A 26,295-nucleotide genomic window follows, 5' to 3' on the forward strand; every position below is an offset into this window, starting at 1 on the left:
TTAAGCTTGTAACAGTTCGGGTTTGATGGTTTCCCTCTTTGCGGAGCCTTTGACCTGGAATTTTGTGATAAAGACCATCAGTCCGATCACGGCTACCCCAATGCCGATATAATGAAAGGCGTCTGCATAGGTCAGGTGTTCTGATTTAAACAGGAAGCCAACCAGCATTGCCCCAATGTTTCCGCCGGCACCTACAATGCCGCTTACCGTTCCAATGGACTCTTTATTGATAAATGGCACAATTCCGTAAGTTCCTCCGTTGGCCATTTTAAGAAAAAGTGCAAAAAATAACATGGCGGCGATGGCCATGCCAAGGGTTTGTGATTGCGCAAACAGACTGATCCCAATTCCTTCAAGAACCAGCAGCGCACCCAGTAACAATCCTTTTCCGCGTAAGCCATAAGATTTCCCTACTTTATCACTTACGTAACCACCCAATGCCCGGGCAAAGATGTTCATGCCACCAAATATGCTGGCCATGGCACCGGCCATGATCATGGAGGCACCAAACTGATCGGTAAAAAAGGTAGCAGCTACATTGTCCACTGTAATCTCAATTCCGAAACAGGCAGCGTAGGCGAGGGCAAGTACCCAGGTTCGGTAATCTTTTAGTGCGCTGACAAAAGAACCTTTTTTTGCAGTTTTAACATTGGTTTGTTCCAGGTCTTTGAAATTGCCTGCAGGGCTGTCTTTGGTATATTTATAATAGATAAAAGCCATGATCAGCAGGATGACACCCGGAACAACCATGGCCAGTCGCCAGGAGTCGGCTTGACTCACAAAGCCAAGGCCAGCAAAACCTGCCGCAATAAGTGGCATGATGAGATTCGTTACTCCTCCACCCAGGTTACCCCAGCCTCCGGTTACGGCATTGGCTGTTCCCACCACATTTGGGGCAAACATCATCGAGGTATGGAACTGAGTGATGACAAATGAAGCGCCGATAATTCCGATAATGAACCTGAATAATAGAAAGCTTTCATAACTGTTACTCAATCCGATACACATGACGGGAATGGCACCCACGGCGAGTAAAATGGTATAGGAAAGGCGTGGACCCAGGGTGTCACAAAGTTTTCCAATGATTAAACGGGCAATAATTGTTGCAGAAACAGAAGCAATGATGATGTTGCCGATCTGATCCTTGCTTAAATGCAATTGTTCGCGGATCAATGGCATTAATGGGGCAACACCAAACCAACCGAAGAAACAGAAAAAGAAGGTCACCCATGTGATGTGAAAGGTTCGCATTTGAATGCCTCTGGCTGAAAAAATGTTGAGTTTACTTAGTGGCTTAAAGTCAGCAGTCATGGTTTGTTTAGGTTTAGGTTTCTAAAATGTGATGGTTTATGGCTCTGTTTTTTATTTATAATGGTTAAATGGATAGAAGGTGATTAAATCGTCTTTGTTAAGTTGTTTTGAATCTGCGGGTTGCATGGCCAGTCCCTGGGCATGGATAGCGGCAGTGACGTCTCCGGATCCATTGAAAGGGACTGAATTTATTCCGCCGGAGTGGTCAGTGCCGACAGGAAAAAATTCTGTTAAAAGGTGTTTCTTTGTTTTGTTTTGCAAAATTGGAAGCCTTTGCTGGGGCCTGGCCTCGTAGCCAAAGCAGCGGTATAAATAATGTTCTACAAAAATGGTAAACGTGCTGAGACAGGAAAGTGGGTTCCCTGGAAGGGCAAAAACTACGGTTCCTGATGGTGTTTTTCCCACCAGTAGTGGTTTGCCGGGGCGGATACTCACCTTATGAAACAGTGTTTTAACACCCAGCTCTTGCAGTACAGCAGGTACATGGTCGGCATCTCCGGCAGAAACCGCTCCGTTAATGATCACCAGATTGGCTTCCAGTGCAGCGCTTAACAGGCTGGTTAACTTTTCTTTATCATCGTTGACATGTGCAGATAGCACCGGGCAGATTTTCCATTGCTTGAGCAAGGATTTTAGAAGATATTGATTGCTGTTGCGAATCTGGAAAGGATTGATACTGGCAGAGGGGCTCACTATTTCATCACCCGTGGTGATCAGGGCTACTTTTGGTAGTTTGTAAACCTGCAATATAGCTTTGCCTACAGTTGCCAGTAAAGCAATGACCTGCGGGCTACACCTTAACGGAGCGGCCAGAAGCAAGCTTCCTTTACTGCTGTCTTCGCCTTGTCGGGCGATGTTCTGATAATTTTTCAGGCCGTCGGAATGTAAAATTACCTGTACGTCGGACTCTTCTGCATCTTCTCTTCTGATAATGATGTTTGCCATTTCAGGCGTAGCTGCACCGGTCATGATTTTATAACAGCTGCCTGAAGTCAGTGGGCGTTTGGCTGGCTGACCGGTAAATATGGTCTCTGTGATCTGGTATGTTCTGATGCCTTTTTTCCAATCGCTTTGCATGATGGCATAGCCATCCATCGCAGCCCGGTTGAATGGGGGATAATCACGGTCTGCATAGATGTTTTCTGCCAGGATCCGGCCATCCGCTTCTTCCAGGTGGATGTTTTCTCTTTCAAAGGAACTGGAAATTGCAGAGAGGATGGAAATCGCTTCTTCAAAACTTGTCAGGCTCAATGTCCACCTCCCTTCATCATTTTTCGGGCATGGAAAATTCCCGGTAATACGGCTTCCAGGGATTCTCTGGCTCCACTGCTGCTTCCAGGCAGGGTGAGGATCAGGGTTTGCGAAATGGAGCCGGCTACTGCACGGCTCATCATGGCCATTGGGGTCCGCATTTGACCGAAGTTGCGCATGGCTTCGGTAATTCCATCTGCATCCCGTTCCAGAATTTCAGTTACAGCAGTTACGGTATTGTCGCGGGGACCAAGTCCAGTACCTCCGGTGGTAAATATAAAATGTACATCCTCGGCTACCCATTTTAGCAATTGCTTTTGGATCAGCTCTTTGTCGTCCGGCAGGATTTCGTAGGCTTTTACATTTGCATTGACCTGTTCCAGCATTTGCCGGATCATGATTCCGCTTTTGTCTTCTCTTTTTCCAGCAGATGTGGAGTCTGAGCATACTAAAATTGCACAGACAGGAGGAGTGGAGAAGTACTTTTTCCGGTCACTTTTCCCACCTGTTTTCTGCAGCAGTTTAATGCCGCCTATCTCCAGTGTGCTGTCCACAGGTTTGAGCATGTCGTAAATTTCCAGCGCTGCAACGGATACTGCGGTCAGTATTTCCATTTCGATTCCTGTTCTTCCTATAGATTTGGCCTCCCCATTTATGGTGATTCCCGACCTTGGACTTTCATTGATTTCAAAACTGATGTCCATGCTGTCTATGGTTACCGGATGGCAATGTGGAAGCAGTTGTGGGGTCAGCTTGGCGCCTAAAAATCCGGCAGCTCTGGCTACGTCGAAAAGATTACCCTTAGGGAGTTGGTTATTTTTAATGATCATCAGGGTTTCTGCTGAACAGTAAATCACCGCTACCGCTTTTGCTGTTCTCAATGTGATCTGTTTACCGGTGATGTCGCGCATAGTTGAGGTGTTTATATTAATTGGCCATGGAGATTGCTGATCCCATTTTTCAGGCTAAAGGCATTTTCGTAGCCCTTGGCTCTTAGTTTTTTTGCCGCCTGTAAGCTTCTGATTCCAGTTTGGCAATAGAAATAGAAGTGTTGGGCAGCATCGTATTTTGTTAAATCAAATTGTTCAAGCTCCTGTAATGGAAGGTGTTTACCGCCGATATGCTGCGCTTTTCTTTCTGCTATTGTCCGGACATCAATCAGCTCTATACCTGTTCCCTGAGTTTTTTCTGTAAAGGCTGCTGCTGTCAGTTCAATGGCTTTTGGGGCTGGCTTAAATCTGGAATGGCTTTTAGTTCTTGATTGCTGATCGGCTGAATAGGTGGTTCGTGTAATTGTGTTGCTTAAAGCTTCAAAACTGAGCAGCTTTCCGCGGAGTACTTCTTCCTGATTTAAGGCAATTTTAACGACTTCATTGGCCATCATGCTTCCAATAATATTGGTAGTGATCATGTAGGCACCGCTTTCTGCGCAGGAGGGAAGCGCTTCTTCCTGATCCGGTTCCGGAAAAAGACAGCGAAGCGTAGGGGAACTCTGGTAATTGAATACGGTTAGATGTCCTTCTGTTTGAAATATGGCGCCATAAACCAGGGGTTTGTCTTTTACTACACAGGCATCGTTGATCAGATATCTGGCCTGAAAATTATCTGTGGCATCGACTACAATGTCGTAAGCCCCGACCAGCGGCAGAATATTTTCTTCGGTTACAAAAAAACGATGTTCATGATAAAGCAGGTAAGGATTTCTGGATTTGAGTGAAGCAATGGCTACAGCCGTTTTATGCCTCCCGGTATCCGGGTAATTGAAAAGTGTTTGCCTTGAAAGGTTCGAATTGCTGATCAAATCTCCATCTGCCAGGCCGATATCGCCTATTCCCGAAGCGGAGAGGGCAGTCAGACAGGGGCAACCCAAACCTCCGGCACCAATCACAAGAACTTTCACCTGCGCTAGTTTCTGTTGCCCTTTGAGGGCAATGAAATCCAGTTTTAAATGACTTTTGTAGTAGTTTTTATCCATGCTCAGGCAAATTTGTGATTACGGTTTTTACTTAATTCTTCAGTCCGATGTAGACCAGTCCATCCTCCACTTTTACAGGATAGGTTTGTATCGCGCACTCGTCCCCGCTAAGGCATTCTCCTGTCGACAGAGAGAATGTTTTTTTATGAAAAGGGCAGGCGATTTTAGGATCTTCGCCTACTGAGCCTATCATACCGCGACTGAGGGCCATTTGTTGACGGTGCGGACAAAGGTTTTGTGTGGCATACCACTCATTGCGGCGTGTAAAATAGAATAATGCGATCTGCTCATCGCCGCATTTTACACATACTCCGCCATTTTCTACCGCATCCTCTACGCGGCAGGCTGCAAACCAGTTTGTTGTTGTTTCTATCATGATTTCTATTTTTGGATTAAGCCAATGTCCAGTCTGCTGCTTTTTTCTGGCCCCGCATTTCATCGAATCTTACACTTGGATCTTTTTCTTCAGGAGCGTTCACGAAGTGGTTAAAGCGTTTTCGGATCTCCGGGTCTTCAATTGCTGTTTTCCATTCACACTGATAACTGTCTACCAGCGCCTGCATTTCCAGTTCCCACTGCGCTGCCATACCGAGGCTGTCATTTACGACTACATTTCGCAGGTATTCCATACCACCTTCCATTTTGTTCAGCCATGGTGCAGTCCGGGTTAAAGGATCGGCCGTACGGATATAGAACATCAAAAAACGGTCTATATATTTAATACAGGTATCACTGTCTACGTCTGTAGCCAATAATAAAGCGTGCTGAGGTTTACTTCCTCCGTTACCGCATACATAGAGGTTCCAGCCCTTTTCAGTAGCAATGATTCCAAAATCTTTACTTTGTGCTTCTGCACATTCGCGAATACAACCGCTGACTGCTGATTTCAATTTGTGAGGTGCACGCAGACCTCTGTAGCGTTCTTCTATCCGGATCGCATAGCTTACGCTATCGTGTAAGCCAAATCTGCACCAGGTGCTGCCGACACAACTTTTTACGGTGCGTAAGGCTTTGCCATAGGCATGACCGCTTTCAAAACCTGCGGCAATCAGTTCTTCCCAGATCAGGGGGAGGTCGCTCAGATGTGCCCCGAACATATCTATGCGTTGTCCGCCTGTGATTTTGGTGTAGAGGCCATACTTTTCAGCGACCTGACCTATAATGGTTAGCTTTTCGGGCGTAATCTCTCCTCCCGGGATACGCGGTACGACAGAGTAAGTGCCTCCTTTCTGGATATTTGCCAAAAAGCGGTCGTTGCTGTCCTGGGCAGTATCATTGCCTTTTTTGAGAATCATGTCGTTCCATAAACTCGCTAAAAGCGATGATACCAATGGCTTGCATACTTCACAGCCATCGCCTTTGCCCAGATTGTCCAGCACCTGCTCGTAACTTTTTAGGTTATGTATTTTTATAAGATCATAGAGTTCTTGTCTGCTTAAATGAAAATGCTCGCAGATGACGTTTCTAACGTATTTGCCATTTTGCTTCATGGTATGGAGCATCAGGTCTTTTACCATCGGAATGCAGCCTCCGCAACCTGTTCCTGCTTTGGTGCAACTCTTTATGGCGTCAACTGATTCGCAGTTTTGTTCGGTTACTGCGTTGCAAATCGATCCTTTGCTGATGCCTTCGCAACTGCAGATCAGGGCCTCGTCGGGAAGTCCGGCCAGTCCGGCATTTTCTGTTGCTGAACTGCCGCCCCTTGAGCCCAGGATCAGATCCTCAGGATTTGGTGGAAGCAATATTTTATTGTTTACGGTCTGCAGGAGCATGTTATAAGCTTCTGCTTCTCCTATTAATATGCCGCCAAGCAGATATTTTCCGTCATTGCTGATGTTAATGCGTTTGTAAATGCCTTTGTGGCTGTCTTCAAAAAGTATGGTCCTGGCATCTGGTTCTGTGGTAAAAGGATCTCCAAAGCTGGCTACATCCACTCCGATCAGCTTCAGCTTGGTACTCATGTCAAATCCTTTAAAGGTTTTAGTGTCATTGCAAAGTTTTGCCGCTGCGACTTCCGCCATTTCATAACCAGGGGCAATTAAACCGTAGATATTATGGTCAAACAGGGCACATTCGCCTATGGCAAAAACTGAAGGATCGCTGGTTTGCATATGCTCATTTACGATAATGCCACCTCTTGTGCCTACTTCGATGCCTGATAGCCTGGCCAGTTCGTCTCTGGGTCTGATTCCGGCAGAGATCACCAGCATATCTGTTTTTAATTCGCTGCCATCATTAAATTTTAAGGCGGTAATCCGGTCAGTACCTTCAATACTGCTTGTTCCTTTATTGGTATAGATGTTCAGACCTAATGCAGTCAGTTTGTTTTGCAGCATCCCACTGCCGGCAGCGTCGATTTGTCTTGGCATCAGTCGGGGAGCAAACTCGATCACATTGGTCTCGCTCAGATTTAAATCTATCAGGGCTTTTGCTGCTTCGAGCCCTAATAAGCCACCGCCAAGAACGGCGCCTGTTTTGGCATGTATGGCATAGTTTTTTATCAGATCCAAATCTTCAATGGTACGGTATACAAAAACACCTTCCTTGTCAATACCTGGGATATCAGGTACAAAAGGGGCAGAGCCGGTAGCAATGATGAGGTAGTCGTATTCCAGGGTAAGCCCCTTTGAGGAATGGATGGTTTTGCCGGTTCTGTCGATTTCTTTTACCGGATCATTCAAATAAAGTGTGATTCCTTTTTCCGAATACCAGTTTTCTGTACATAAAGAGAGGTCATCTGCAGATGTTCCATTGAAGTATTCACTTAAATGAACCCTGTCGTAGGCTCTTCTCGGCTCCTCACCGAAAATTACCAAGCTAAAATCACTGGATTTGCTTATTATTTTCTCACAAAACTTGTATCCCACCATTCCGTTTCCAATTACAACTACTTTTTTATGTTTCATGCCTGTTGTTTTTGTATTATTTGTGTATTATTTGATTTGTTTGGTTCTTTTTACTCTTGTTTCGTAAATTTTATTTGGTGTTGTCTTATTGTTGTGTGTTTTTTGTTTGTTTTCGGGTGTTATTTATCGTGATATTTTTGTTTATATGATTTTTGTTGTGTAAATATATGATTTTATGAATATAAAATTGTGATTATATGATTTTTATCATTAAATAATATATTTTTGATGAGTATTTATGGTGAATAGTGAGTTTTTTATCTAAATTTTTAGTTTAATGTTAGAAAAAGAAGGTGATTTTGGGATTTTTGTAATAGGTGGTGGTCCTGGGGACCCCGAATTGATTACTTTGAAGGGATATCGCGTATTGAAAAGAGCAGAAGTGATACTTTATGACAATTTAATCAATAAAGAGCTGCTTGAAATCGCGCCGAAGGACTGTAAAATGGTTTATGTAGGTAAACAGCCTTACGGAAACTATACTCCGCAGGAAGTTATCCATGAGTTGATTAAAGAATATACACAAACACACCGGGTGGTGGTTCGTTTAAAGGGAGGGGATCCTTTTATTTTTGGAAGAGGCTTTGAAGAAGTGCTCTTTGCTGAAAAACATGGTATTCCTGCTCATTATATACCCGGAATCAGCAGTATGCAGGCCAGTGGATTTAGTGGCATCCCTTTGACGCATCGCGGGGTTAGTGAAAGTATGTGGATCATTACCGGTACCAAGAAGGATGGCAGTTTGTCTAATGATCTGCGTTGTGCGATTAACAGCGCGGCGACTGTTGTAATTTATATGGGAATGAAGAAGCTTGCAGAGATCGCGGGTGTTTACAAAGATGCGGGGTTAGGGGGGATGCCTGCGGCAATCATACAGCACGCCTCTTTGCCGCAACAGAAAAAGGTGGTATGCAGGGCTGAGGATTTGCCTGCGGCAGCCGCCAGGGGTGGATTGACTTATCCTGCCATCGTTATCGTTGGCGAAGTGGTTGGGATTAAGGGGGCTGCGTAAAATTCAAGGTTGCCGGGTAACCGGCAACCTTGAATTTGCATTTCTACCAGAAAATGCTGTAAAGTGCAATCAGCACTCCTGTAATGATCAAAGCGCCTGCAGCAAAACCAGCGTTGGTTTTAAACATACTGCGGTCAACTTCCAGTCCTTTAGGATTTACTCCATTTCTGTTTTCAAATAAGCTGATAATGACCATGCTGACCACACAGATGATGAATACAAAGCCCATTCTATCAAGGAAAGGGATTTCGTACAACATGCTGCCATCTTTTTGTTCTGCCAATTTTGCGAACCCAAAATTGCTTAGCCATTCCAGATTACAGAAATTAGGAAGTGCTTTAAACCCTACGGAAAGCAAAAATCCTCCGATGGTGGCAAAAAGTGCCGCGTTAGAGGTGGTTCTTTTCCAGAAAAATCCCAGGATAAACATCGCAAAGATGCCCGGCGACACAAATCCCGTGTACTCCTGAATAAATTGAAAACCTCCCTTTTTGTCAATTCCAAGCTGAGGAGCGATGACAATGGCCAGCAACATCGCAACAATCACCGTAATCCTGCCCACTACCACCTGTCGGTGTTCGTTTGCTCCTTTGTTGATGACTTTGTTGTAGATGTCCAGTGTGAAAATAGTGGCAATACTATTTGCTTTTCCGGCCAGTGAAGCCACGATCGCTGCGGTCAGTGCCGCAAAAGAAAGACCTTTTAGTCCTGAAGGAAGTAGGTTTAGCAAGACCGGATAGGCGGAATCTGCATTTAAAGATCCGTCTTTTACCATGGCCGTTTTAAAATCTCCATAGCCTTCTTTATACAATACATAGGCGGCAATTCCCGGAAGGACCACGATTACCGGCATTAACAATTTCAGTCCGGCAGCAAAAAGCAATCCTGATCGGGCGGTCTTTAAATCTGCACCTAAAGCCCTTTGTGTGATGTATTGGTTACAGCCCCAGTAATTCAGGTTTACGATCCACATCCCGCCAATAAGTACGGTTAAGCCCGGAAGGTCCATGTAATGAGGGTTTTCCTGGCGGAAGATCATATGGAAATGATCCGAGGCTTTTTCTTTAACCATCGCCAATCCGTTCAATACCCCTGAGCTGCCAAAATGAGTTGCTACCAGTTCCAATGCCAGGTAGGTCGTGGCCAGTCCTCCTAAGATGAGGAAGAAAACCTGAATGACATCAGTATAGCCGATTACCTTCATTCCACCAAGGGTGATGATGATTGCGAATACCGCCAGCACATACATGCAGGCTGTAGTATTGATGCCGGAAATGCTGTTGATCGCCAATGCGCCAAGGTATAGGATCGAGGTCAGGTTGACGACCACATAGAGCAATAGCCAGAAAACAGCCATGATCATGGCTACTGTATTGTTGTACCGTTGTCCCAGGAACTGGGGCATCGTATAGATTTTATTTTTCAGGTATACTGGAATGAAGAAGATCGCTACAATAATTAAGGTAGCGGCAGCCATCCATTCGTAGGTAGCGATTGCAAGGCCCATTGTGAACCCGGAGCCGCTCATTCCGATAAATTGCTCGGCTGAAATATTTGAGGCGATCAGAGAGGCTCCAATAGCCCACCAGGTCAGTGAGTCTTTTGCTAGAAAGAAATCTTTAGAGTTCTCTTTGTGTGCTTGTTTCTTGCGGTAAACGGCAAATCCATAGACCGCAACAATCAGGAAGTAGACGAGGAAAACGATGTAATCGTATGTACTCAATGAGTTCATGTGAATTGGTTTATGTAATTTTAAATGAATCTGTTAATGATGTTTTCCAGCAGTTCCTGCTGGCCGCTGATGCTTTGCGGTTCTCCTTTTTCCACTGCATAGTTGCGTAAAGCTTCCAGGTCCATCAGCCCGTTTTCAAAATCCTGACCGGCACCCTTGTCAAATGATGCATAGCGGTCGGTTCTGATTTTTTTGTAATCGGATTGCTGTAGGATTTGATCTGCTGTAACCAGTGCTCTGGCAAAAGTATCCATCCCCCCGATATGCGCATAGAACAAATCAGCAGGGTCGGTCGAGTTTCTTCTGATCTTAGCGTCAAAGTTGATTCCCCCGCCTTGAAGACCATTGGCCTCCAGTACAATCAGCATGGCTTCTGTCAGCTCATTGATGTTGTTTGGAAACTGATCGGTATCCCATCCGTTTTGATAATCACCTCTGTTGGCATCCATAGAGCCCAATAAGCCTGCATCGGCAGCAACCTGTAGCTCATGTTGAAAGGTGTGACCAGCAAGAGTCGCATGGTTCACCTCAATGTTTAACTTGAAATCTTCCAGTAAGCCGTATTGACGAAGGAAATTACTTACCGTTGCTGAATCGTAATCGTATTGGTGTTTAGAAGGTTCGCATGGCTTCGGTTCAATAAAGAAAGTTCCTTTGAAACCCTGTTTGCGTGCATAGTCTTTTGCGGCATGTAAGAATTTTGCCAGGTGTTCCTGTTCCCGTTTCATATTGGTGTTCAAAAGGCTCATGTAGCCCTCACGACCACCCCAGAATACGTAATTCTCTCCACCCAGTGTAATTGTGGCATCTAAAGCTGATTTCACCTGTGCAGCGCCATGCGCCAAAACATGAAAGTCAGGATTTGTTGCCGCACCATTCATGTATCGGCGGTGAGAAAACAAATTTGCCGTTCCCCAAAGTAGTTTCACGCCACTTACCTCCTGTTTTTGTCGGGCATACTCCACGATGGCCTGGAGCCGTCTTTCATTCTCAGGGATGTCGTTGGTGTAATCTACCAGATCCACGTCATGAAAGCAGTAATAGGGGAGATTCATCTTGGTGATGAACTCAAAGGCCGCGTCCATTTTGTCTTTTGCGCGGGCTACTGCATCGGATTTTTCATTCCATGGATGAATGATGCTGGCTTCGCCAAAGGGATCTCCGCCGGTGCCGACAAAAGAATGCCAGTAGGCACAGGCAAAACGCAGGTGTTCCTTCATCGTCTTTCCTGCGATCATTCTGTTTTCATTATACCAGCGAAATGCCAGTGGGTTATCTGAAGCTAATCCTTCAAATTTTATGGGTCCAATTCCTTTGAAAAATTCCTTTTCTCCTGTCGTTACTGTAATCATTTTGGTTCTTTTTTTTGGTTGATTTAATGTGGTCTTAAGCTTGAAAATATTAGAAAAATGGGGGCTATTGTACTATTTTTACTTTTTCTTTATAGTTAAATTTAAATATAAGTTATTGATATTCATTGTTTAGTGGCTATTATGTTATTTTTGTATTTAACTCTGAAAGCCAATCCTGATAAATGGGTTCATAGCTGGCGGTTAGGCTTGGTTCCATGTATTGAATGGGCCTGATCAGGCTAAAAGCTTCGGCCGGATGGGCGTAGGTCTTTGCACCAATTCCTGCCCCCAATGCAGCACCCACACTGCCATCATTCTCATACAATTCCACAGGTGCACCGGTACTATTCACAAAGGCTTCGAGAAAGAGTTCGCTGAGAAAGAGGTTCGCTTTTCCGCAACGGATGACATTTGGACGAAGCCCGTTGCTGCGCATGATGTCTAGTCCGTAACGGAAGGCAAAGGCTATTCCTTCCTGAACGCCCCTGAAGATATGAGCAGGGTTGTGAAGGTTGAAATCTATGTTTTGAAAATGGCCACCAATTAGCTTGTTATCCAACATGCGTTCTGCGCCATTTCCAAAAGGCAATACTCGTAATCCTTCTGCGCCAACGGCTACCTGTTTTGCTGATTCATTCATATCCGCATAGGATATACCGGATGCCAGCAGGTTTTTAGTCCAGCGGTTCATGCTTCCTGTGCCATTGATGCAGAGTAAGATGCCCAGCCTTTTCTGCTCTGGCGTATAATTGACGTGGGCAAATGTATTGACCCTGGATTGCGGATCGTAAGCCAGCTGATCACTTAGTCCGTAAATTACTCCGGATGTACCTGCTGTTGCGGCTATTTCTCCTGGCTCCAGGACATTCAGCGAGAGTGCGTTATTCGGTTGATCCCCTGCTTTATAAGCGACAGGGATTCCGACTTTTAAGCCTAACAGCTGTGCAGCGTTTATGCTTACCGTTCCATGCTCCGAAAAAACAGGTTTAATTTCCGGAATCAATTCCGGATCAAAACCATAGTGGTTCATTAATGCGGCGGATAAGGTGTCTGTTTTAAAATCCCAGAACACGCCTTCCGATAGGGCAGAGATGCTGGTGCTGATGCTGGAAGTCAGCTTCATCGCGATAAAATCGCCGGGAAGCATCACCTTGTGAATTTTTGCGTAGACCTCAGGTTCGTTTTGCTTTACCCAGGCCAGTTTTGAAGCGGTAAAGTTGCCCGGAGAATTGAGCAGATGACTTAGGCAATAATCATGACCCAATTCATCAAAAGCAACGTTTCCTAATGTTACGGCCCTGCTGTCGCACCAAATGATGCTATCCCGCAGGAGCTGTTGCTCCTGATCTACCAGTACTAAACCGTGCATTTGGTAGGCAATGCCGATTGCTGAAATGTCCAGTGGATTAAAAATGCCTTTCATTTTGCAGATTCCGAAAGCCTGCTGTGTATGTTCCCACCACATTTCCGGATTTTGCTCTGCCCATCCCGGTTGCAGCGCCTGAATTGCGCTCTCTTCTTCCGGATATTGTGCGGTAATAATGGCCCTTTGTGAAGTTGAGTCTACAATGGCCACCTTAACAGAAGAAGTGCCGATGTCTATTCCTAGTAATAACATATCGTATTGTGGCTATGGTCTTTAGTGGGTAAATATTTGGTTATCAGAAAACGAATTTAGGAGAATGTTTTATAATTGCAATCGATTGCCTAAATTATTTTTGTAATTTTACTGTACGTATGAAGCGTCAGAAAAGAACAACGATATATGATATCGCCCAAAAGCTCAATTTAGCGGCCTCTTCGGTGTCAAGGGCACTGAGTGATAGCAATAAGATTAATGCAGAGACCAAAGCCCTGATTTTGAAAACAGCGGCGGAGATGAACTATCAGCAAAATTCGATGGCATCTAACCTGAGGAAAGGGAATAATCCAACGATTGGCATAGTTGTACCCCGGATCAATCAATATTTCTTTTCCAATGTCATCGCAGGGCTGGAGGAGATTACTTCTGAAAAAGGATATAACCTGGTGATTTGCCAGTCTAATGAGCTCCATGCACGTGAGGTGGAAGGGGTAAATGCACTGGTGAACCAGAATGTCAGCTGTATTGTCATTTCTATTGCCGCAGAAAAGGGGAGTCCGGATCACCTTCAGCAGGTCTTAGACCGGAATATTCAGCTTATCCAGTTTGACCGGGTAGTAGCCGGGTTAGAGACTTTTAAGGTATTGAATGATAACAAGCAGGCAGCCTATGAAGCTGTTACACACCTGATAGAACAGGGGTATCGTCGGATTGCTTTATTGGAGGGCCCCCAGGAACTTCATATTTTTAGAGAACGTAAAGAAGGTTATATCGCTGCGCTGGAAGACCATGGTTTCCCGATCCTTTCTGAGCTGATGTATGCAAATGCATGGACAAAAGAGCTGGGAGCTGCCGCTACCGCCAGGTTGCTGGATATGCCGAATCCTCCGGATGCAATTTTTGCCTCTACTTCTGATTTTGCCGCGCTGGGGGTACTGGAAGCGGCCGGGAACAAAGGAATCCGCATACCTGAAACACTTGGTATTTGCGGTTACTCTAATGAACCATTCACTGAAATTACCAGCCCATCTATTACTACCGTAGATCAGTTTAGTGTGGAAATGGGCAGAAAAATAGGAAATCTATATTTTCAGGAAATAGAGAATTTCGGTGCGGAAGATAAAATAAAAACGGTAAATGTAAGGCCTAAGCTCATTGTGAGGAACTCTACCAGGCGGAAATTGCAATAGAAACATACCAAATATAAATTTTAATGGGACAGAGCGGGTTATTGATTATACTGATCTTATTGTTCATTTCGGGTAAAGGCTCAGCACAACCCGGACCGGTTCAGTTTTCCCGCATGGATTTGTCCAATGGCTTATCACATAATCAGGTGAATGCCATACTGAAAGACAGTAAAGGCTTTATGTGGTTTGGAACACTTAGCGGCCTCAATCGTTATGATGGACAGGTCATGAAGGTTTTTAAACATAATCCCAGAGATACTACGTCTATTATCGACAACTTTATCACCAATATCTATGAGCTTCCCGGTAATAAGTTGTATCTGGAAACGAGGAGTGGGGCGAATATCTATGATCCCGAAACGGAACGTTTTATCAGGAATGTAGATGCCTGGTTTAAATCGCTGAATATCCCTGTAAAGGGCATTTCCGGTGTGTTCAAAGACGAAGATGGTAATTTTTGGTTCAATGCAAAGGAGCAGGGCGTGTTTAAGTATGAGGTGTCTGCCGCAAGGACCCGCTCAGTTGAGGCTTCGTTCGTTACCGCGATTCAACAGGACAGGAAGGGGAACATCTGGCTGGTTCACCGCGATAAGACCATTACGCAGCTGGATAGAAAAACAGCCAAAGTAAAACAGCGCATTCTGGTGTTTAAGAAAGTGAATCCGGTAGATTTTCAGGAATTTAAATTATTTGTAGATCAGGATTCCGACTTGTGGATGTATACACTGAACAATCAGAGTGGAATCGATTATTATAGCCCTGTCAATGGGCAGCGCCGTTTTATTGATAAAAGGAAGGACGTATTAAACAGTAACCTGATCAATGGAATGATACAGGACGAGCATGGACAAATCTGGATCGCTACAGACCACGGCGGGATCAATCTGCTTGACAAAAAGAACTTTAAAATAAGGTATCTTCTTCATAAAGAGGATGATCTCAAAAGCATCGGGCAGAATAGTATTCTGTGTATTTATAAAGATGATTCGGGAATTATATGGGTGGGGACTTTTAAAAAGGGACTTAGTTTTTACCACGAGAAAATTCTTAAATTTCCTCTTTTCAAGCATCAGGCGAGCAATCCGAATGGCCTGACCTACGATGATGTGAACCGTTTTGCAGAAGACGAGCATGGAAATATATGGATCGGTACCAATGGAGGTGGATTGTTCTATTTTAACCGTAAAACCGGTCAGTTTAAACGATATCAGCATCAGGCGAATAATGCCAACAGCCTTAGTAATGACATCATTGTGAGTCTTTATATTGACCGGACTAAGCGATTGTGGATTGGGACTTACTTTGGTGGTCTGGATAGTTTTGACGGAAAGGTTTTTACACATTATAAACACCAGCCTGAAAATCCGAAAAGTCTTTCGGACGACCGGGTATGGGACATTCTGGAAGACCGGAAAGGAAATTTATGGGTGGCTACATTAAGTGGTGGCCTGGACCGTCTGGACCGGAATACGGGTATCTTTTACCATAAGCGCGCGGGAGAGCAAAATAGTGTGCATTCTGACTTCCTTTCGAGTCTGATCGAAGATAGGAAAGGAAACCTCTGGATCGGAAGTTCTGATGGCGTAGATCAATTGAAAACAGATGGAAATTTTGTTCATTATAAATATGAGGAAGGTGATGCCAATAGTTTAATTAATAACGTAGTATACGATTTGATGGAGGACAGTTATGGTTTCATCTGGATGGCAACAAGGGATGGTTTGAGCAGGCTGAATCCAGTTACAAAACAGTTCCGGAACTTCGATATCAAAGACGGACTTGCGGAAAAAGCGACTTTAAAAATCGTAGAAGATCATCAAAGAAACCTCTGGGTAAGCACGGCAAACGGACTGTTTAATGTCATTGTTAAGCCGCGGCTTCCTCATGATTTTTCTTATACTTTTCATAAATATGATGAACATGACGGTCTTCAGGGAACTGCATTTAATGCAAATGCCGGGTATAAAACGCGGGCAGGGGATTTACTGTTTGGCGGCGCAAATGGCTTCAACCTCTTTCAACCTGGTCACATTAAAACAGACCATAGTAAGCCAGGGATTGCATTTACTGATTTACAGATTGACAACAAAAGTGTGGGGATAGGGGAAGATTTCGGCGGACGCATTATTTTGGATAAATCGATTACTGCTACAACAGCTATTGAGCTGAATTACAGCCAGAATGGCTTTGCAGTTGAATTTGCTGCACTCAATTATTTCAATCCTCAGAAAATTCGTTACCGGTATAAACTGGAAGGCTTTGATATGGACTGGCAGGAAGCCCAGCCCAACAGTCGCCGGGCAACCTATACGAATATCGACCCAGGGACTTATTTCTTCAAAGTGATGTCTACCGATGCTACAGGAAATTGGGTGAATAACGAAGCTACGCTCGAGCTCATTATTCTTCCTCCATTCTGGAGAACATGGCTGGCCTATGCTGGATATGTGCTGCTAATAGGGGGGACTTTGCTATACATCAGACACCGTGGAATAGCACGCTTAAAGAAAGAATTCCTGCTCAGACAAGAGCGTCAGCAGGCACATCGGATGCATGAACTGGATTTAATGAAGATTAAATTTCTTACTAATGTAAGCCATGAGTTCAGGACGCCATTATCTCTGATTATTACTCCTTTAGAAAAATTAATCGGACAGGATGTCATATCAAAAAAACAGGAATTACAGCTCATACACCGCAATGCAAAGCGACTGCTGAACCTTGTTAACCAGTTGCTCGACTTTCGGAAAATGGAGGTACAGGAACTCAGGCTTCAGCTGAAGGCCGGCAATGTGATTTCTTTTATTCAGGAGCTTTGTCTCGCCTTTAATGACATCGCCGAACAGAAGCAGATTACTTTATTCTTTCACACTGTGGAAAAGCGATTGATCGTGGCCTTTGATCATGACAAAGTGGAAAGGATAGTCTTCAATTTGTTGTCCAATGCTTTTAAGTTTACGCCTGAAGGAGGAAAGGTAACCGTAACGCTGATGGTTACCACACAGGAGCAGGGACAGTGCCGTTTAATTCTAAGGGTAACAGATACCGGGATTGGGATGGAACCGGATAAAAAGGAACGGATATTTGAACGGTTTTTTCAGAACGATATGCCCGGGTCTATAGTTAACCAGGGTACTGGCATTGGACTGTCTATTACGAAAGAATTTGTAAAATTACATGGAGGTACCATTCAGGTAGATAGTGTATTAAATGAAGGCTCTGTATTTGAGGTCTCCTTGCTTTTGGCAGCCCTTCCCGAGTCTGAGGAAGTGATTGAGACCAGGGCGGACTCCTTTGCTGACTCATCCGTATTATCCGAAGAACCGACGGCAGCGCAAAGTTTGGCAAAGGACCAGGAATTCGTTTGGAAAAGCAAAAAACAAATCATTGTGCTGGTAGAGGATAATGAGGATTTCCGGTTTTACCTGAAAGACAACCTCAGCACCTATTATCAGGTGCTGGAAGCATCGAACGGTAAAGAAGGATGGCAAAAAATCCTGTCTGTTCATCCGGATCTGGTGGTTAGCGATGTGACGATGCCGGTAATGAATGGAACGGAGCTTTGTCAAAAAATCAGGTCTGATAAACGTACCGCTCACCTGCCTGTAATCTTGCTCACTGCTTTAAGTAATGAAGATCATCAACTGGTTGGTTTAGAGACTGGTGCTAATGATTACATTACCAAACCATTTAACTTCGAAATCTTGTTGTCGCGCATTAAAAATATCCTTCAGCAGCAAGCGCTGGCTAAAAAGACTTTTCTTAAACAAGTCGAATTTAAACCTGCTGAAACGAGAATAGAATCCATGGATGATAAGTTCATGAGGCAGCTGGCCGGACAACTGGAAAAGAACTTGTCCAATGCGGCTTATTCTGTGGATCAGCTCAGCTCAGATCTGAACATGAGCAGGGTGGGGCTATACAAAAAGATCCTGCCCTTAACCGGAAAATCTCCGATCGCCTATATCCGTTTTTACAGGCTCCAAAAATCAAAAGCACTTTTGCTGAAATCTCAGCTCAGCATCTCGGAAATTGCCTATGAATCAGGCTTCAGTAATCCCAAACATTTTAGCCGCTATTTCAAACAGGAATTTGGTGTCTTACCTTCAGTTTACGCGCAGCAGAAATCCGGAGAAAGCCCTGTTTAGTCAGATAAAGCCCGTTTTGTTAACATTTCGACACCTATTTGTTATCATTTGAGTCCCTTTGATTGATTTCGTTTCCTATACTTTTAATCTCAATTAACCAAGTATAAACCGTAAATCTTTCTAATGTATAAAATTAGGGTCATCGCCATAATCTTTATTGGCACAGCCTTGCTACAGCTCAATGTTAAAGGACAGGAAACTGCAAGTTATGTCAAGACCAGCTCTGGAATTGAAATTCACCTTCCAAATTCTTTAACCGGCATCAAAAAAATCCGGTTGGAGCCTGTATCAGATCAGGTCATCCACGTGGTTGCTACCGAAAAGTCCGAATTCAGTCCGCAAAAGAGCCTGATGGCCTTAGACAGGGTGAATCGAAATGTTGCCTTTACCACTGTTGCAGACGATAACCGGATCATTCTAAAAACGAATGCCCTAAGTGTTGAAGTCGCCAGGACGACCGGTCTGCTGACCTATCGCGATGCAGCCAATAAGCTATTGCTGCAACAGAGCGCTGTTCCTGAAGCGGCATTATTGCCTCAGGTCTTTAGCGGATCTCCTTCTTATCGCGTTTCACAAGTGTTTGACGCACAGGAAGAAGAAGCCTATTATGGTTTGGGGCAACATCAGCAGGGAATGATGAACTATAGAGGACGCAGGGTAGACCTCATCCAGTACAATACGGAAATTGGGGTGCCATTTGTCATTTCTAACAAGGGATACGGGATCCTGTGGGACAATAATTCGATTACACGTGCCGGCGATATCCGGGATTATCAGCCGCTTTCCGCTTTAAAACTTTATTCAAAAGAAAACAAAGAGGGCTGGATTACGGCCAGCTATGCCAAAAGAACATCCCCTAAAAACATATTGTTTACCAATGCGGTGTCTGAGCTTTCCATAAACTGGCTTACAGATCAGCATAAGTTTCCTGACAGCATTAAAATGCAGGAAGCGGTAGTCAGTTATGAAGGTTACCTCGAAAGTGGCTTAGAAGGCTTGTATCAGCTCCAATTAAAATATGCCGGCTATATTAAAGTCTGGTTTAATGAGGAACTGGTGGCCGATTACTGGCGACAGGCCTGGAATCCAGGCTCTGCAACACTCGACCTCAGACTTCAAAAAAATAAAAAGGTCAGATTCAGGATGGAATGGATTCCGGATGGCGGAGAATCTTATCTCGGCTTAACTTGTTTGCCGCCAATTCCTGAAGCATTAAAAAATACCTTTGCTTTGCAATCTGAATCCGGTGCAGGCGTTGATTACTACTTTATTGGAGGCGAAAACGCAGATCAGGTCATTTCCGGCTATCGTACCGTTACCGGAAAAGCAGTGCTTTTGCCTAAATGGGCAATGGGTTTCTGGCAAAGCCGGGAACGTTATAAGACGCAGGATGAACTCCTCTCAGCAGTAAAAGAATTTCGCGATCGTAAGATCCCGCTGGACAATATTGTGTTGGATTGGTCCTACTGGAAAGAACCGGAATGGGGCAGTCAGCAGTTTGATCCGGCAAGGTTTGCCAGTCCCGGGCAGATGATCAAAACTTTGCATGACCAGCACGTGAAACTCATGATCTCAGTCTGGCCCAAATTTAATAAGGGTTTCGATATCTACCACGATTTTGATAAAAAAGGATTTCTTTATCAGCGAAACATTGAAGATGGCCGCCGTGATTGGATTGGAAAGGGATATTCCAATACTTTTTATGATGCTTTTAATCCAAAAGCAAGAGCTGCATTCTGGGATTTGATGAACAAAAGGCTGTACAGCAAAGGGATTGATGCCTGGTGGATGGATGCAACAGAACCGGATATGCACTCTAACCTGCCGGTTGAGATCAGGAAAGAACTGATGAATCCCACCTATGAAGGTTCTTCGACCACCTATTTTAATGCTTTTCCATTGGTCAACGCAAAAGGGGTATATGAGGGACAGCGGGAAGAGAATAAAACCGACCGTGTATTTATCTTAACCCGTTCTGCTTTTGCGGGTTTGCAACGTTATGCCGCTGCAGCCTGGAGTGGCGACATCGCTTCCAGATGGGAGGATATGAAAAGCCAGATTAGTGCCGGTGTTAATTTTTCACTTTCAGGAATGCCTTACTGGACGATGGATATTGGTGGCTTTTCAGTGGAAAAACGCTATGAAAACGCAAAGGGGGCTGACCTTGAGGAATGGAGGGAGCTGAATACCCGATGGTTTCAATTTGGTGCTTTCGTACCATTATTTCGTGCGCATGGACAGTATCCCTTCCGCGAAATCTATAACATCGCTCCTGAAAATCATCCGGCCTATAAAAGCATGCTTTACTACAATCAGCTGAGGTATCGGCTGATGCCCTATATCTATGCACTGGCAGGGAATAGTTTTCAGCAGGATTATACCATTATGCGTGGTTTGATGATGGATTTTCCTAAAGATCTAAAGGCTTCCAACCTAAACGATGCCTATCTCTTTGGTCCTTCATTGCTCATCAATCCCGTTTATAAATATAAAGAGAAATACAGAAAAGTATACCTGCCGGAAGGTCAGGGCTGGTACGACCTGTACAGTGGAAAGTACTTTAAAGGCGGACAAGAGCTACAGGTGGCGACTACCTATGAAAGGATGCCGGTATATGTAAAAGAAGGCAGTATCCTGCCTACAGGACCAGCTTTGCAATACACCGATGAGAAACCTGCAGATACGCTGACTGTATTTGTTTACACAGGCAAGGACGCGACATTTTCTCTTTATGAAGATGAAGGCAGGAATTACAATTATGAAAAAGGCGCCTTTTCTACCATCAGTCTTAAATACACAGAAAGCACAAAAACATTGGAATTGTCTGATCGCAAAGGAAGTTTTGAAGGCATGTTGCCACAACGCAACTTCAGAATTATAGTGATCAGTCCTACAAAAGGAAAGGGACTTGATTTCAATCAGAAAGCAGATTACAACCTGACCTATACCGGAAAACAGCTGTCTGTTCAGCTTAAATAAAATAATCCCGCCGGCCATGTGCTTTGCCTGGCTGGCGGAAAACGAGCAAAACCTAATACTAACCAAATATAAAATGAATCAATTATTTACTCAATCTTAATGAACAGCATGGAAAAGAAATTCACTTTCAAATGGAAGAGCATCTTTTTGTTGATGCTGTTCTCTGTGCTGACTTTCGGTCAGCAGGCAGTGGCACAGCAGCGCCAGATCAATGGAAAGGTAAACGGAGCAGTGAACGGGCTGCCCATTCCTGGAGCCGTGGTAAAAATAAAAGGTAAAAGTGGTGGTGTAAGTACCAATAACCAGGGTATTTACCGCATCAGCGCAGAAACCGGCGATGTGCTGCAAATCAGTTCCATTGGATTTGTCAGCAAGGAAGTCAAAGTAGCAGCGGCGAATGTCATCGACATCAACCTCGAAGATGATTTGCAAAATCTTTCAGAGGTGGTCGTGGTGGGCTATGGCGTACAACAGAAAAAACTCCTTACCGGGGCTACGGTCCAGGTAAAAGGGGAGACGTTACAAAAACAAAGTAGTACCAATGCTTTACAGGGGCTACAGGGACTTACACCTGGTGTGCAGATTGCTTCCACCTCCGGACAACCGGGCGAAGGGATGAAAGTCACCATCCGTGGATTGGGAACGGTCGGCAATTCAGGACCGCTATATGTCGTGGACGGGGTGCTTACCGGCGACATCAGTTACCTGAACCCTGCAGATATCGAATCTGTTGATATTCTGAAAGATGCCGCTTCGGCAGCGATCTATGGTTCTCAGGCGGCCAATGGCGTAGTCCTGGTGACGACCAGACAAGGAAAACGGGGACAAGCGGCACAGATCACTTTTGATATGTATGCTGGTATTCAGGACGTAGCAAGAAAGGCGGAGCTGCTCAATTCTGCTCAATATGCCTCCATGATGAATGAAGCAGCAATCAATGGGGGGAAACAACCGATTTTTAGCAATGCCCAGATTGACGCATTGGGAGCTGGAACCAACTGGATCGATGAAATGCTGGTTAAAAATGCGCCGACACAAAATTATGTGCTCGGTGCTTCAGGAGCTTCTGAAACTTCGGTTTATTCTCTTGGGCTTTCCTATACCGGACAGGCAGGCGTGGTGGGTGGAAAAAAACTATCCAACTATGAGCGCTATGGTTTCAGAATCAATTCTGAGCATAATTTTTATAAGGACATTCTTAAAATCGGTCAGCATCTGACTTATTCCGACATAAAAAATAATGGGATTGGGGTAGGTAATCAGTACAACAACTCCTTACGCGGTGCATTCAATACCAGTCCATTTGTTCCGGTTTACGATGATCAGGGCAATTTCTTTGACAATAGTAAGTCGACCTGGAATAATGGAGAGGCAAACCCATATGCTTTAATGGTACTCAATAACCAGAACAGACGCAACACCCAAAGACTGCTGGGCGATATTTATCTGGTAGTAGAGCCCATCAAAAACCTGAAGTTCAGGACGAGCCTGGGCATGGACTATAGCGCCGGGGAAAGCAATTCCTTTAAACCGATTTATAACCTTTCCATTTACGCCTACAATACCGTAACCAGCGCAAGTCAGTCGATGAATAAGGGCAAGTCTTTGATGTGGGACAACCTGTTGAGTTATAAGTTTGACCTTAAAAAGGATCATGTTTTTGAAGTCATGGCAGGAAGTTCGGCTTATCGTGCTGATGGTTCCAATATCTTTGGTACCAATACCAATTTGATATTTGAAGACCTGGATCATGCCTGGCTGAGCAATGCACTCAATAAGAACAGCGCCGGGATCACCATTGGGGGAGGACCTTATGATGCAGACCGGAGGCTTTCGTATTTTGGCCGTTTAAATTACAATTACAAAGAAAAATACCTGATCAATGCGACTTTCAGGGCGGATGGTTCTTCCAGATTCGCTGCTCAAAACCGCTGGGGCTATTTTCCCTCTGTTTCCGCAGGATGGATCGTAACCAACGAAAGCTTCCTTGAAGGGCAGAAAGGATGGCTCGACTTCCTGAAACTCCGCGCCAGCTGGGGGCAGGTAGGCAATCAGAATATCTCGGCCTTCCAATATTTATCACCCATTACCTTTGATAAAGTCAACTATGTTTTTGGAGATAAAGAAGGTGTGCTTACCCCTGGGGCTTATCCGAGCAGACTTGGTAACCCTAACGTGAAATGGGAAACTTCCGAACAGACAGACCTTGGTTTTGATGCGACCCTGCTCAAAGGAAAACTGAATGTGAATTTCGACTGGTATAAAAAAACAACCAAAGACTGGTTGATTTCAGCTCCGATCCTCGCTACTGCAGGAGCATTGCCTCCTTTTATCAACGGAGGGAACGTGAAGAATTCGGGAGTAGAGCTGGCGGTCTCTTATAAGGGCCGGATTAATGAATTCAATTATTCGATTGGTATAAATGGTGCCTATAATAAAAATGAGGTTGGAAAGATCCCAACAGCCGATGGCATCATTCATGGCGCAACAAACCAGCTTTACGACAATTCACTGGAGTTCTATCGTGCTGAAAATGGATTTCCTATCGGGTATTTCTGGGGTTTAAAAACAGCCGGTATTTTCCAGAATGTAGACGAGGTCGTCAATTATAAAGCACCTAATGGCAAAGTGATCCAACCTGCTGCAGCTCCTGGTGATGTGAAGTATATAGATCAAAATGGTGATGGGGTAATCGATAACCTGGATCGTGGAATGATTGGTAAACCTAATCCGGATTATACTTTTGGAATTAACCTGACTGCAGATTACAAAGGCTTTGATTTCTCTATGGTTGCTTCCGGCGTTACGGGAAATGACATTGTACAATCTTATCGTAACCAATCCGGACAATATGGTAATTATACCAGCAGAATTCTCGATCGCTGGCATGGAGAAGGGACTTCAAATACGATTCCCCGCGTTACCGATGACAATAGGAACTGGACTTCTTTCTCTGATTTGTACCTGCAAAAAGGTGATTATTTAAGGATCAGTAACGTCACCATCGGTTATGATTTTGGAAAGGTGCTGAAAAAGAGCTACCTGAAGCAGTTGCGGTTATATGCCTCTGCATTAAACGTTTATACTTTCACTAAATATGATGGTATGGATCCGGAGATCGGCTATGGTACAGAAGGATTTGCTTCCGGAATCGACATCGGCTACTATCCAAGACCAAGGACATTCCTGTTTGGTGCCAACCTTAGATTTTAACCTCCTAAGAATAGAAAATTATGAAAGCTATAACTATAAAATTAAGCATCTGCGCAGTGTTTCTCTTGACAATGGGCGCTTGTAAAAAGGGTTTTCTCGATGCGGAACCCATGACGACTGCAACAGATATCAACTATTATAAAACACCGAAAGACGCACTTTATGCATTGGTAGGGTGTTATGACGGACTGCAGATCATCTGGTCTGATGGCGTGGCTTTGCCTGTCGCAGCAGAAGTGATGTCTGATAATACCTTTGGTGGCACCGGGAATTCAGATGGTTTCAGTTATCAGATGCTGGATGAATTTGATAAATCACGTTCCCCTTCAGATCAGAATCTTTTCGGCCGTAACTGGATTTTATACTATCAGGCATTGTATCGTTGCAATGTGCTCATTAGTAAAATGGATCAGATTCAATGGGGGACTGATGCCCAACTGAGAAAGACCTATGAGTCGGAAGCGCGCTTTTTGCGTGCGTACCTGTTATTTGATATGGTTCGTTTATGGGGGAATATTCCCTTATTAACCGCACCTTCAGCAGAAAATGTTCCCCAGGCAAATCCTGATGAAGTTTATAAAGTAATTGCAAGTGATTTGGTCTTTGCAGCAGATAATATGGCTGCCGTTGCCTATCCTGCGCAGGCAGTTGGTAATCACGGCAGGGTCACTAAATATGCTGCTGAAGCGTTATTGGGGCGGGTTTTTCTGTACTATACGGGCTATTATTCAAAGGCTGATCTGGTTGGAGTAGTGGATAAAACAAAAGCACTGAGCTATTTAGAGCATGTCATCAGCACAGGTGGTTATGGCCTGGTCCCTGATTTTGCAAAGCTATGGCCGGCAGCTTCGCTGGATGCCTATGTCGGTGAAGACAATAAGGAAACCGTTTTTGCCATTAAATATACCTTTACCAGCGATTACAACGGAAATACTGATGGTAACCATTGGATGGTGTTTGGGGGATTGAGGGATCAATCGTTTTACCCTTATGGCAGCGGCTGGGGTGCAGAAACCGTGAATCCTAAGCTATGGAGTGCCTATGCAGCCGGTGATACCCGAAAATCAGGTTCCATCATTTCTATTGCCGATGAAAAGATTCCATTTGTCAGTCAGAATAAGCAAAGGGAATATACGGGATATTACATCAAGAAATACAGTCCGATGATTGGTCTGGATGGTAAACCCTTACCGAATGCCAATGGCAATCCAAATTTCTCCATTGGGCAATATCAGGATTATGTGTCTATCCGCTATGCTGACGTACTGTTGATGGCAGCAGAACTGGGCAGCCCAAATGCACAAACCTATTTCAACGAGGTACGGCAACGTGCTTATCAGGGGGCATTTACGCCGTTGATGGTGAGCCAGGAGAACATCATGAAAGAACGCAGACTGGAATTTGCTTTTGAAGGAATTCGTTATTATGACCTGCTTCGCCAGGGTGTTAATAAAGCAGCGCAAGAGATTGCAGAAAGCACGACGCTGTTAAATGGTGGTCAGCCGGTCACTAAAACGATCTCTGCAAGCAACATCGTCCTCACCAAAGGACTGCAACAGATTCCTTACAGCGAGATTACTTTGTCTAACGGAACCTTAAAACAAAATGCGGGTTGGTAGCCGCTTTATCATTTAATCGAATAGC

At 44.4% G+C, this 26,295-nt stretch carries 15 protein-coding genes; 6 read left to right on the top strand and 9 right to left on the bottom strand.

Annotation, left to right across the window (positions count from 1 at the left end; all coding sequences use genetic code 11):
• Genes AAFF35_RS11730 through nirB form a run of 6 tightly spaced genes read right to left on the bottom strand, consistent with a single transcriptional unit; the run spans position 1 to position 7,443 of the window.
• On the bottom strand, positions 1-1,311 hold the full coding sequence (locus tag AAFF35_RS11730) for a NarK family nitrate/nitrite MFS transporter (protein ID WP_342332692.1): 1,311 nt from the start codon (positions 1,309-1,311) through the stop codon (positions 1-3).
• Between the two features lie 51 nt (positions 1,312-1,362).
• The gene (locus tag AAFF35_RS11735; protein WP_342332693.1) at positions 1,363-2,562 is read right to left on the bottom strand and encodes a molybdopterin molybdotransferase MoeA; all 1,200 of its coding nucleotides are present in this window, start codon (positions 2,560-2,562) and stop codon (positions 1,363-1,365) included.
• Positions 2,559-3,473 carry a bifunctional molybdenum cofactor biosynthesis protein MoaC/MoaB gene (gene moaCB, locus AAFF35_RS11740; RefSeq protein WP_342332695.1) on the bottom strand — a complete coding sequence of 305 codons (915 nt, stop codon included), beginning with the start codon at positions 3,471-3,473 and terminating at the stop codon, positions 2,559-2,561. Before moaCB ends, AAFF35_RS11735 begins: the two co-directional genes overlap by 4 nt.
• A gap of 11 nt (positions 3,474-3,484) precedes the next feature.
• A complete protein-coding gene (locus AAFF35_RS11745) occupies positions 3,485-4,537 on the bottom strand; it encodes a HesA/MoeB/ThiF family protein (protein ID WP_342332696.1) in 1,053 nt (350 codons plus the stop codon).
• A 31-nt stretch (positions 4,538-4,568) separates the two neighbouring features.
• Complete coding sequence (gene nirD, locus AAFF35_RS11750; protein ID WP_342332697.1) at positions 4,569-4,913, bottom strand: nitrite reductase small subunit NirD; 345 nt, start codon at positions 4,911-4,913, stop codon at positions 4,569-4,571.
• A gap of 16 nt (positions 4,914-4,929) precedes the next feature.
• On the bottom strand, positions 4,930-7,443 hold the full coding sequence (gene nirB / locus AAFF35_RS11755) for a nitrite reductase large subunit NirB (RefSeq protein WP_342332698.1): 2,514 nt from the start codon (positions 7,441-7,443) through the stop codon (positions 4,930-4,932).
• Between the two features lie 277 nt (positions 7,444-7,720).
• Between nirB and cobA the strand changes: the two genes are divergently transcribed.
• Complete coding sequence (gene cobA / locus AAFF35_RS11760; protein ID WP_342332699.1) at positions 7,721-8,455, top strand: uroporphyrinogen-III C-methyltransferase; 735 nt, start codon at positions 7,721-7,723, stop codon at positions 8,453-8,455.
• Between the two features lie 43 nt (positions 8,456-8,498).
• On the opposite strand, the gene AAFF35_RS11765 is transcribed toward cobA, so the two are convergent.
• From AAFF35_RS11765 to AAFF35_RS11775, 3 genes are all read right to left on the bottom strand, one after another.
• The gene (locus AAFF35_RS11765) at positions 8,499-10,187 is read right to left on the bottom strand and encodes a sodium/sugar symporter (protein WP_342332700.1); all 1,689 of its coding nucleotides are present in this window, start codon (positions 10,185-10,187) and stop codon (positions 8,499-8,501) included.
• A gap of 20 nt (positions 10,188-10,207) precedes the next feature.
• The gene (gene xylA, locus AAFF35_RS11770; protein ID WP_342332702.1) at positions 10,208-11,539 is read right to left on the bottom strand and encodes a xylose isomerase; all 1,332 of its coding nucleotides are present in this window, start codon (positions 11,537-11,539) and stop codon (positions 10,208-10,210) included.
• A 139-nt stretch (positions 11,540-11,678) separates the two neighbouring features.
• A complete protein-coding gene (locus AAFF35_RS11775) occupies positions 11,679-13,157 on the bottom strand; it encodes an FGGY family carbohydrate kinase (RefSeq protein ID WP_342332703.1) in 1,479 nt (492 codons plus the stop codon).
• A 119-nt stretch (positions 13,158-13,276) separates the two neighbouring features.
• On the opposite strand from AAFF35_RS11775, the gene AAFF35_RS11780 reads away from it, so the two are divergent.
• The 5 genes from AAFF35_RS11780 (at position 13,277) to AAFF35_RS11800 (ending at position 26,270) form a co-directional block, all read left to right on the top strand.
• Complete coding sequence (locus AAFF35_RS11780; RefSeq protein ID WP_342332704.1) at positions 13,277-14,311, top strand: LacI family DNA-binding transcriptional regulator; 1,035 nt, start codon at positions 13,277-13,279, stop codon at positions 14,309-14,311.
• A gap of 23 nt (positions 14,312-14,334) precedes the next feature.
• Positions 14,335-18,459 (top strand): two-component regulator propeller domain-containing protein, encoded by a 4,125-nt coding sequence (locus AAFF35_RS11785; protein ID WP_342332705.1) that lies wholly within the window; start codon positions 14,335-14,337, stop codon positions 18,457-18,459.
• Positions 18,460-18,582: 123 nt separating this feature from the next.
• Positions 18,583-21,438 carry a TIM-barrel domain-containing protein gene (locus tag AAFF35_RS11790; RefSeq protein ID WP_342332706.1) on the top strand — a complete coding sequence of 952 codons (2,856 nt, stop codon included), beginning with the start codon at positions 18,583-18,585 and terminating at the stop codon, positions 21,436-21,438.
• A gap of 108 nt (positions 21,439-21,546) precedes the next feature.
• Positions 21,547-24,651, top strand: a complete 3,105-nt coding sequence (locus AAFF35_RS11795) for a TonB-dependent receptor (RefSeq protein ID WP_342332707.1) — start codon at positions 21,547-21,549, stop codon at positions 24,649-24,651.
• Positions 24,652-24,671: 20 nt separating this feature from the next.
• Positions 24,672-26,270 carry a RagB/SusD family nutrient uptake outer membrane protein gene (locus tag AAFF35_RS11800; protein WP_342332708.1) on the top strand — a complete coding sequence of 533 codons (1,599 nt, stop codon included), beginning with the start codon at positions 24,672-24,674 and terminating at the stop codon, positions 26,268-26,270.
• The last annotated feature ends 25 nt before the right edge of the window (positions 26,271-26,295 follow it).

The organism is Pedobacter sp. FW305-3-2-15-E-R2A2 (genome assembly GCF_038446955.1).
Taxonomy (GTDB): Bacteria; Bacteroidota; Bacteroidia; order Sphingobacteriales; family Sphingobacteriaceae; genus Pedobacter.

Bases quoted from the DNA above. Each gene is read 5' to 3' on its own strand.
- AAFF35_RS11730 (WP_342332692.1), bottom strand. From the start codon at position 1,311: ATGACTGCTGACTTTAAGCCACTAAGTAAACTCAACATTTTTTCAGCC.
- moaCB (WP_342332695.1), bottom strand. From the start codon at position 3,473: ATGCGCGACATCACCGGTAAACAGATCACATTGAGAACAGCAAAAGCG.
- AAFF35_RS11745 (WP_342332696.1), bottom strand. From the start codon at position 4,537: ATGGATAAAAACTACTACAAAAGTCATTTAAAACTGGATTTCATTGCC.
- nirD (WP_342332697.1), bottom strand. From the start codon at position 4,913: ATGATAGAAACAACAACAAACTGGTTTGCAGCCTGCCGCGTAGAGGAT.
- nirB (WP_342332698.1), bottom strand. From the start codon at position 7,443: ATGAAACATAAAAAAGTAGTTGTAATTGGAAACGGAATGGTGGGATAC.
- cobA (WP_342332699.1), top strand. From the start codon at position 7,721: ATGTTAGAAAAAGAAGGTGATTTTGGGATTTTTGTAATAGGTGGTGGT.
- AAFF35_RS11765 (WP_342332700.1), bottom strand. From the start codon at position 10,187: ATGAACTCATTGAGTACATACGATTACATCGTTTTCCTCGTCTACTTC.
- xylA (WP_342332702.1), bottom strand. From the start codon at position 11,539: ATGATTACAGTAACGACAGGAGAAAAGGAATTTTTCAAAGGAATTGGA.
- AAFF35_RS11775 (WP_342332703.1), bottom strand. From the start codon at position 13,157: ATGTTATTACTAGGAATAGACATCGGCACTTCTTCTGTTAAGGTGGCC.
- AAFF35_RS11780 (WP_342332704.1), top strand. From the start codon at position 13,277: ATGAAGCGTCAGAAAAGAACAACGATATATGATATCGCCCAAAAGCTC.
- AAFF35_RS11785 (WP_342332705.1), top strand. From the start codon at position 14,335: ATGGGACAGAGCGGGTTATTGATTATACTGATCTTATTGTTCATTTCG.
- AAFF35_RS11790 (WP_342332706.1), top strand. From the start codon at position 18,583: ATGTATAAAATTAGGGTCATCGCCATAATCTTTATTGGCACAGCCTTG.
- AAFF35_RS11795 (WP_342332707.1), top strand. From the start codon at position 21,547: ATGGAAAAGAAATTCACTTTCAAATGGAAGAGCATCTTTTTGTTGATG.
- AAFF35_RS11800 (WP_342332708.1), top strand. From the start codon at position 24,672: ATGAAAGCTATAACTATAAAATTAAGCATCTGCGCAGTGTTTCTCTTG.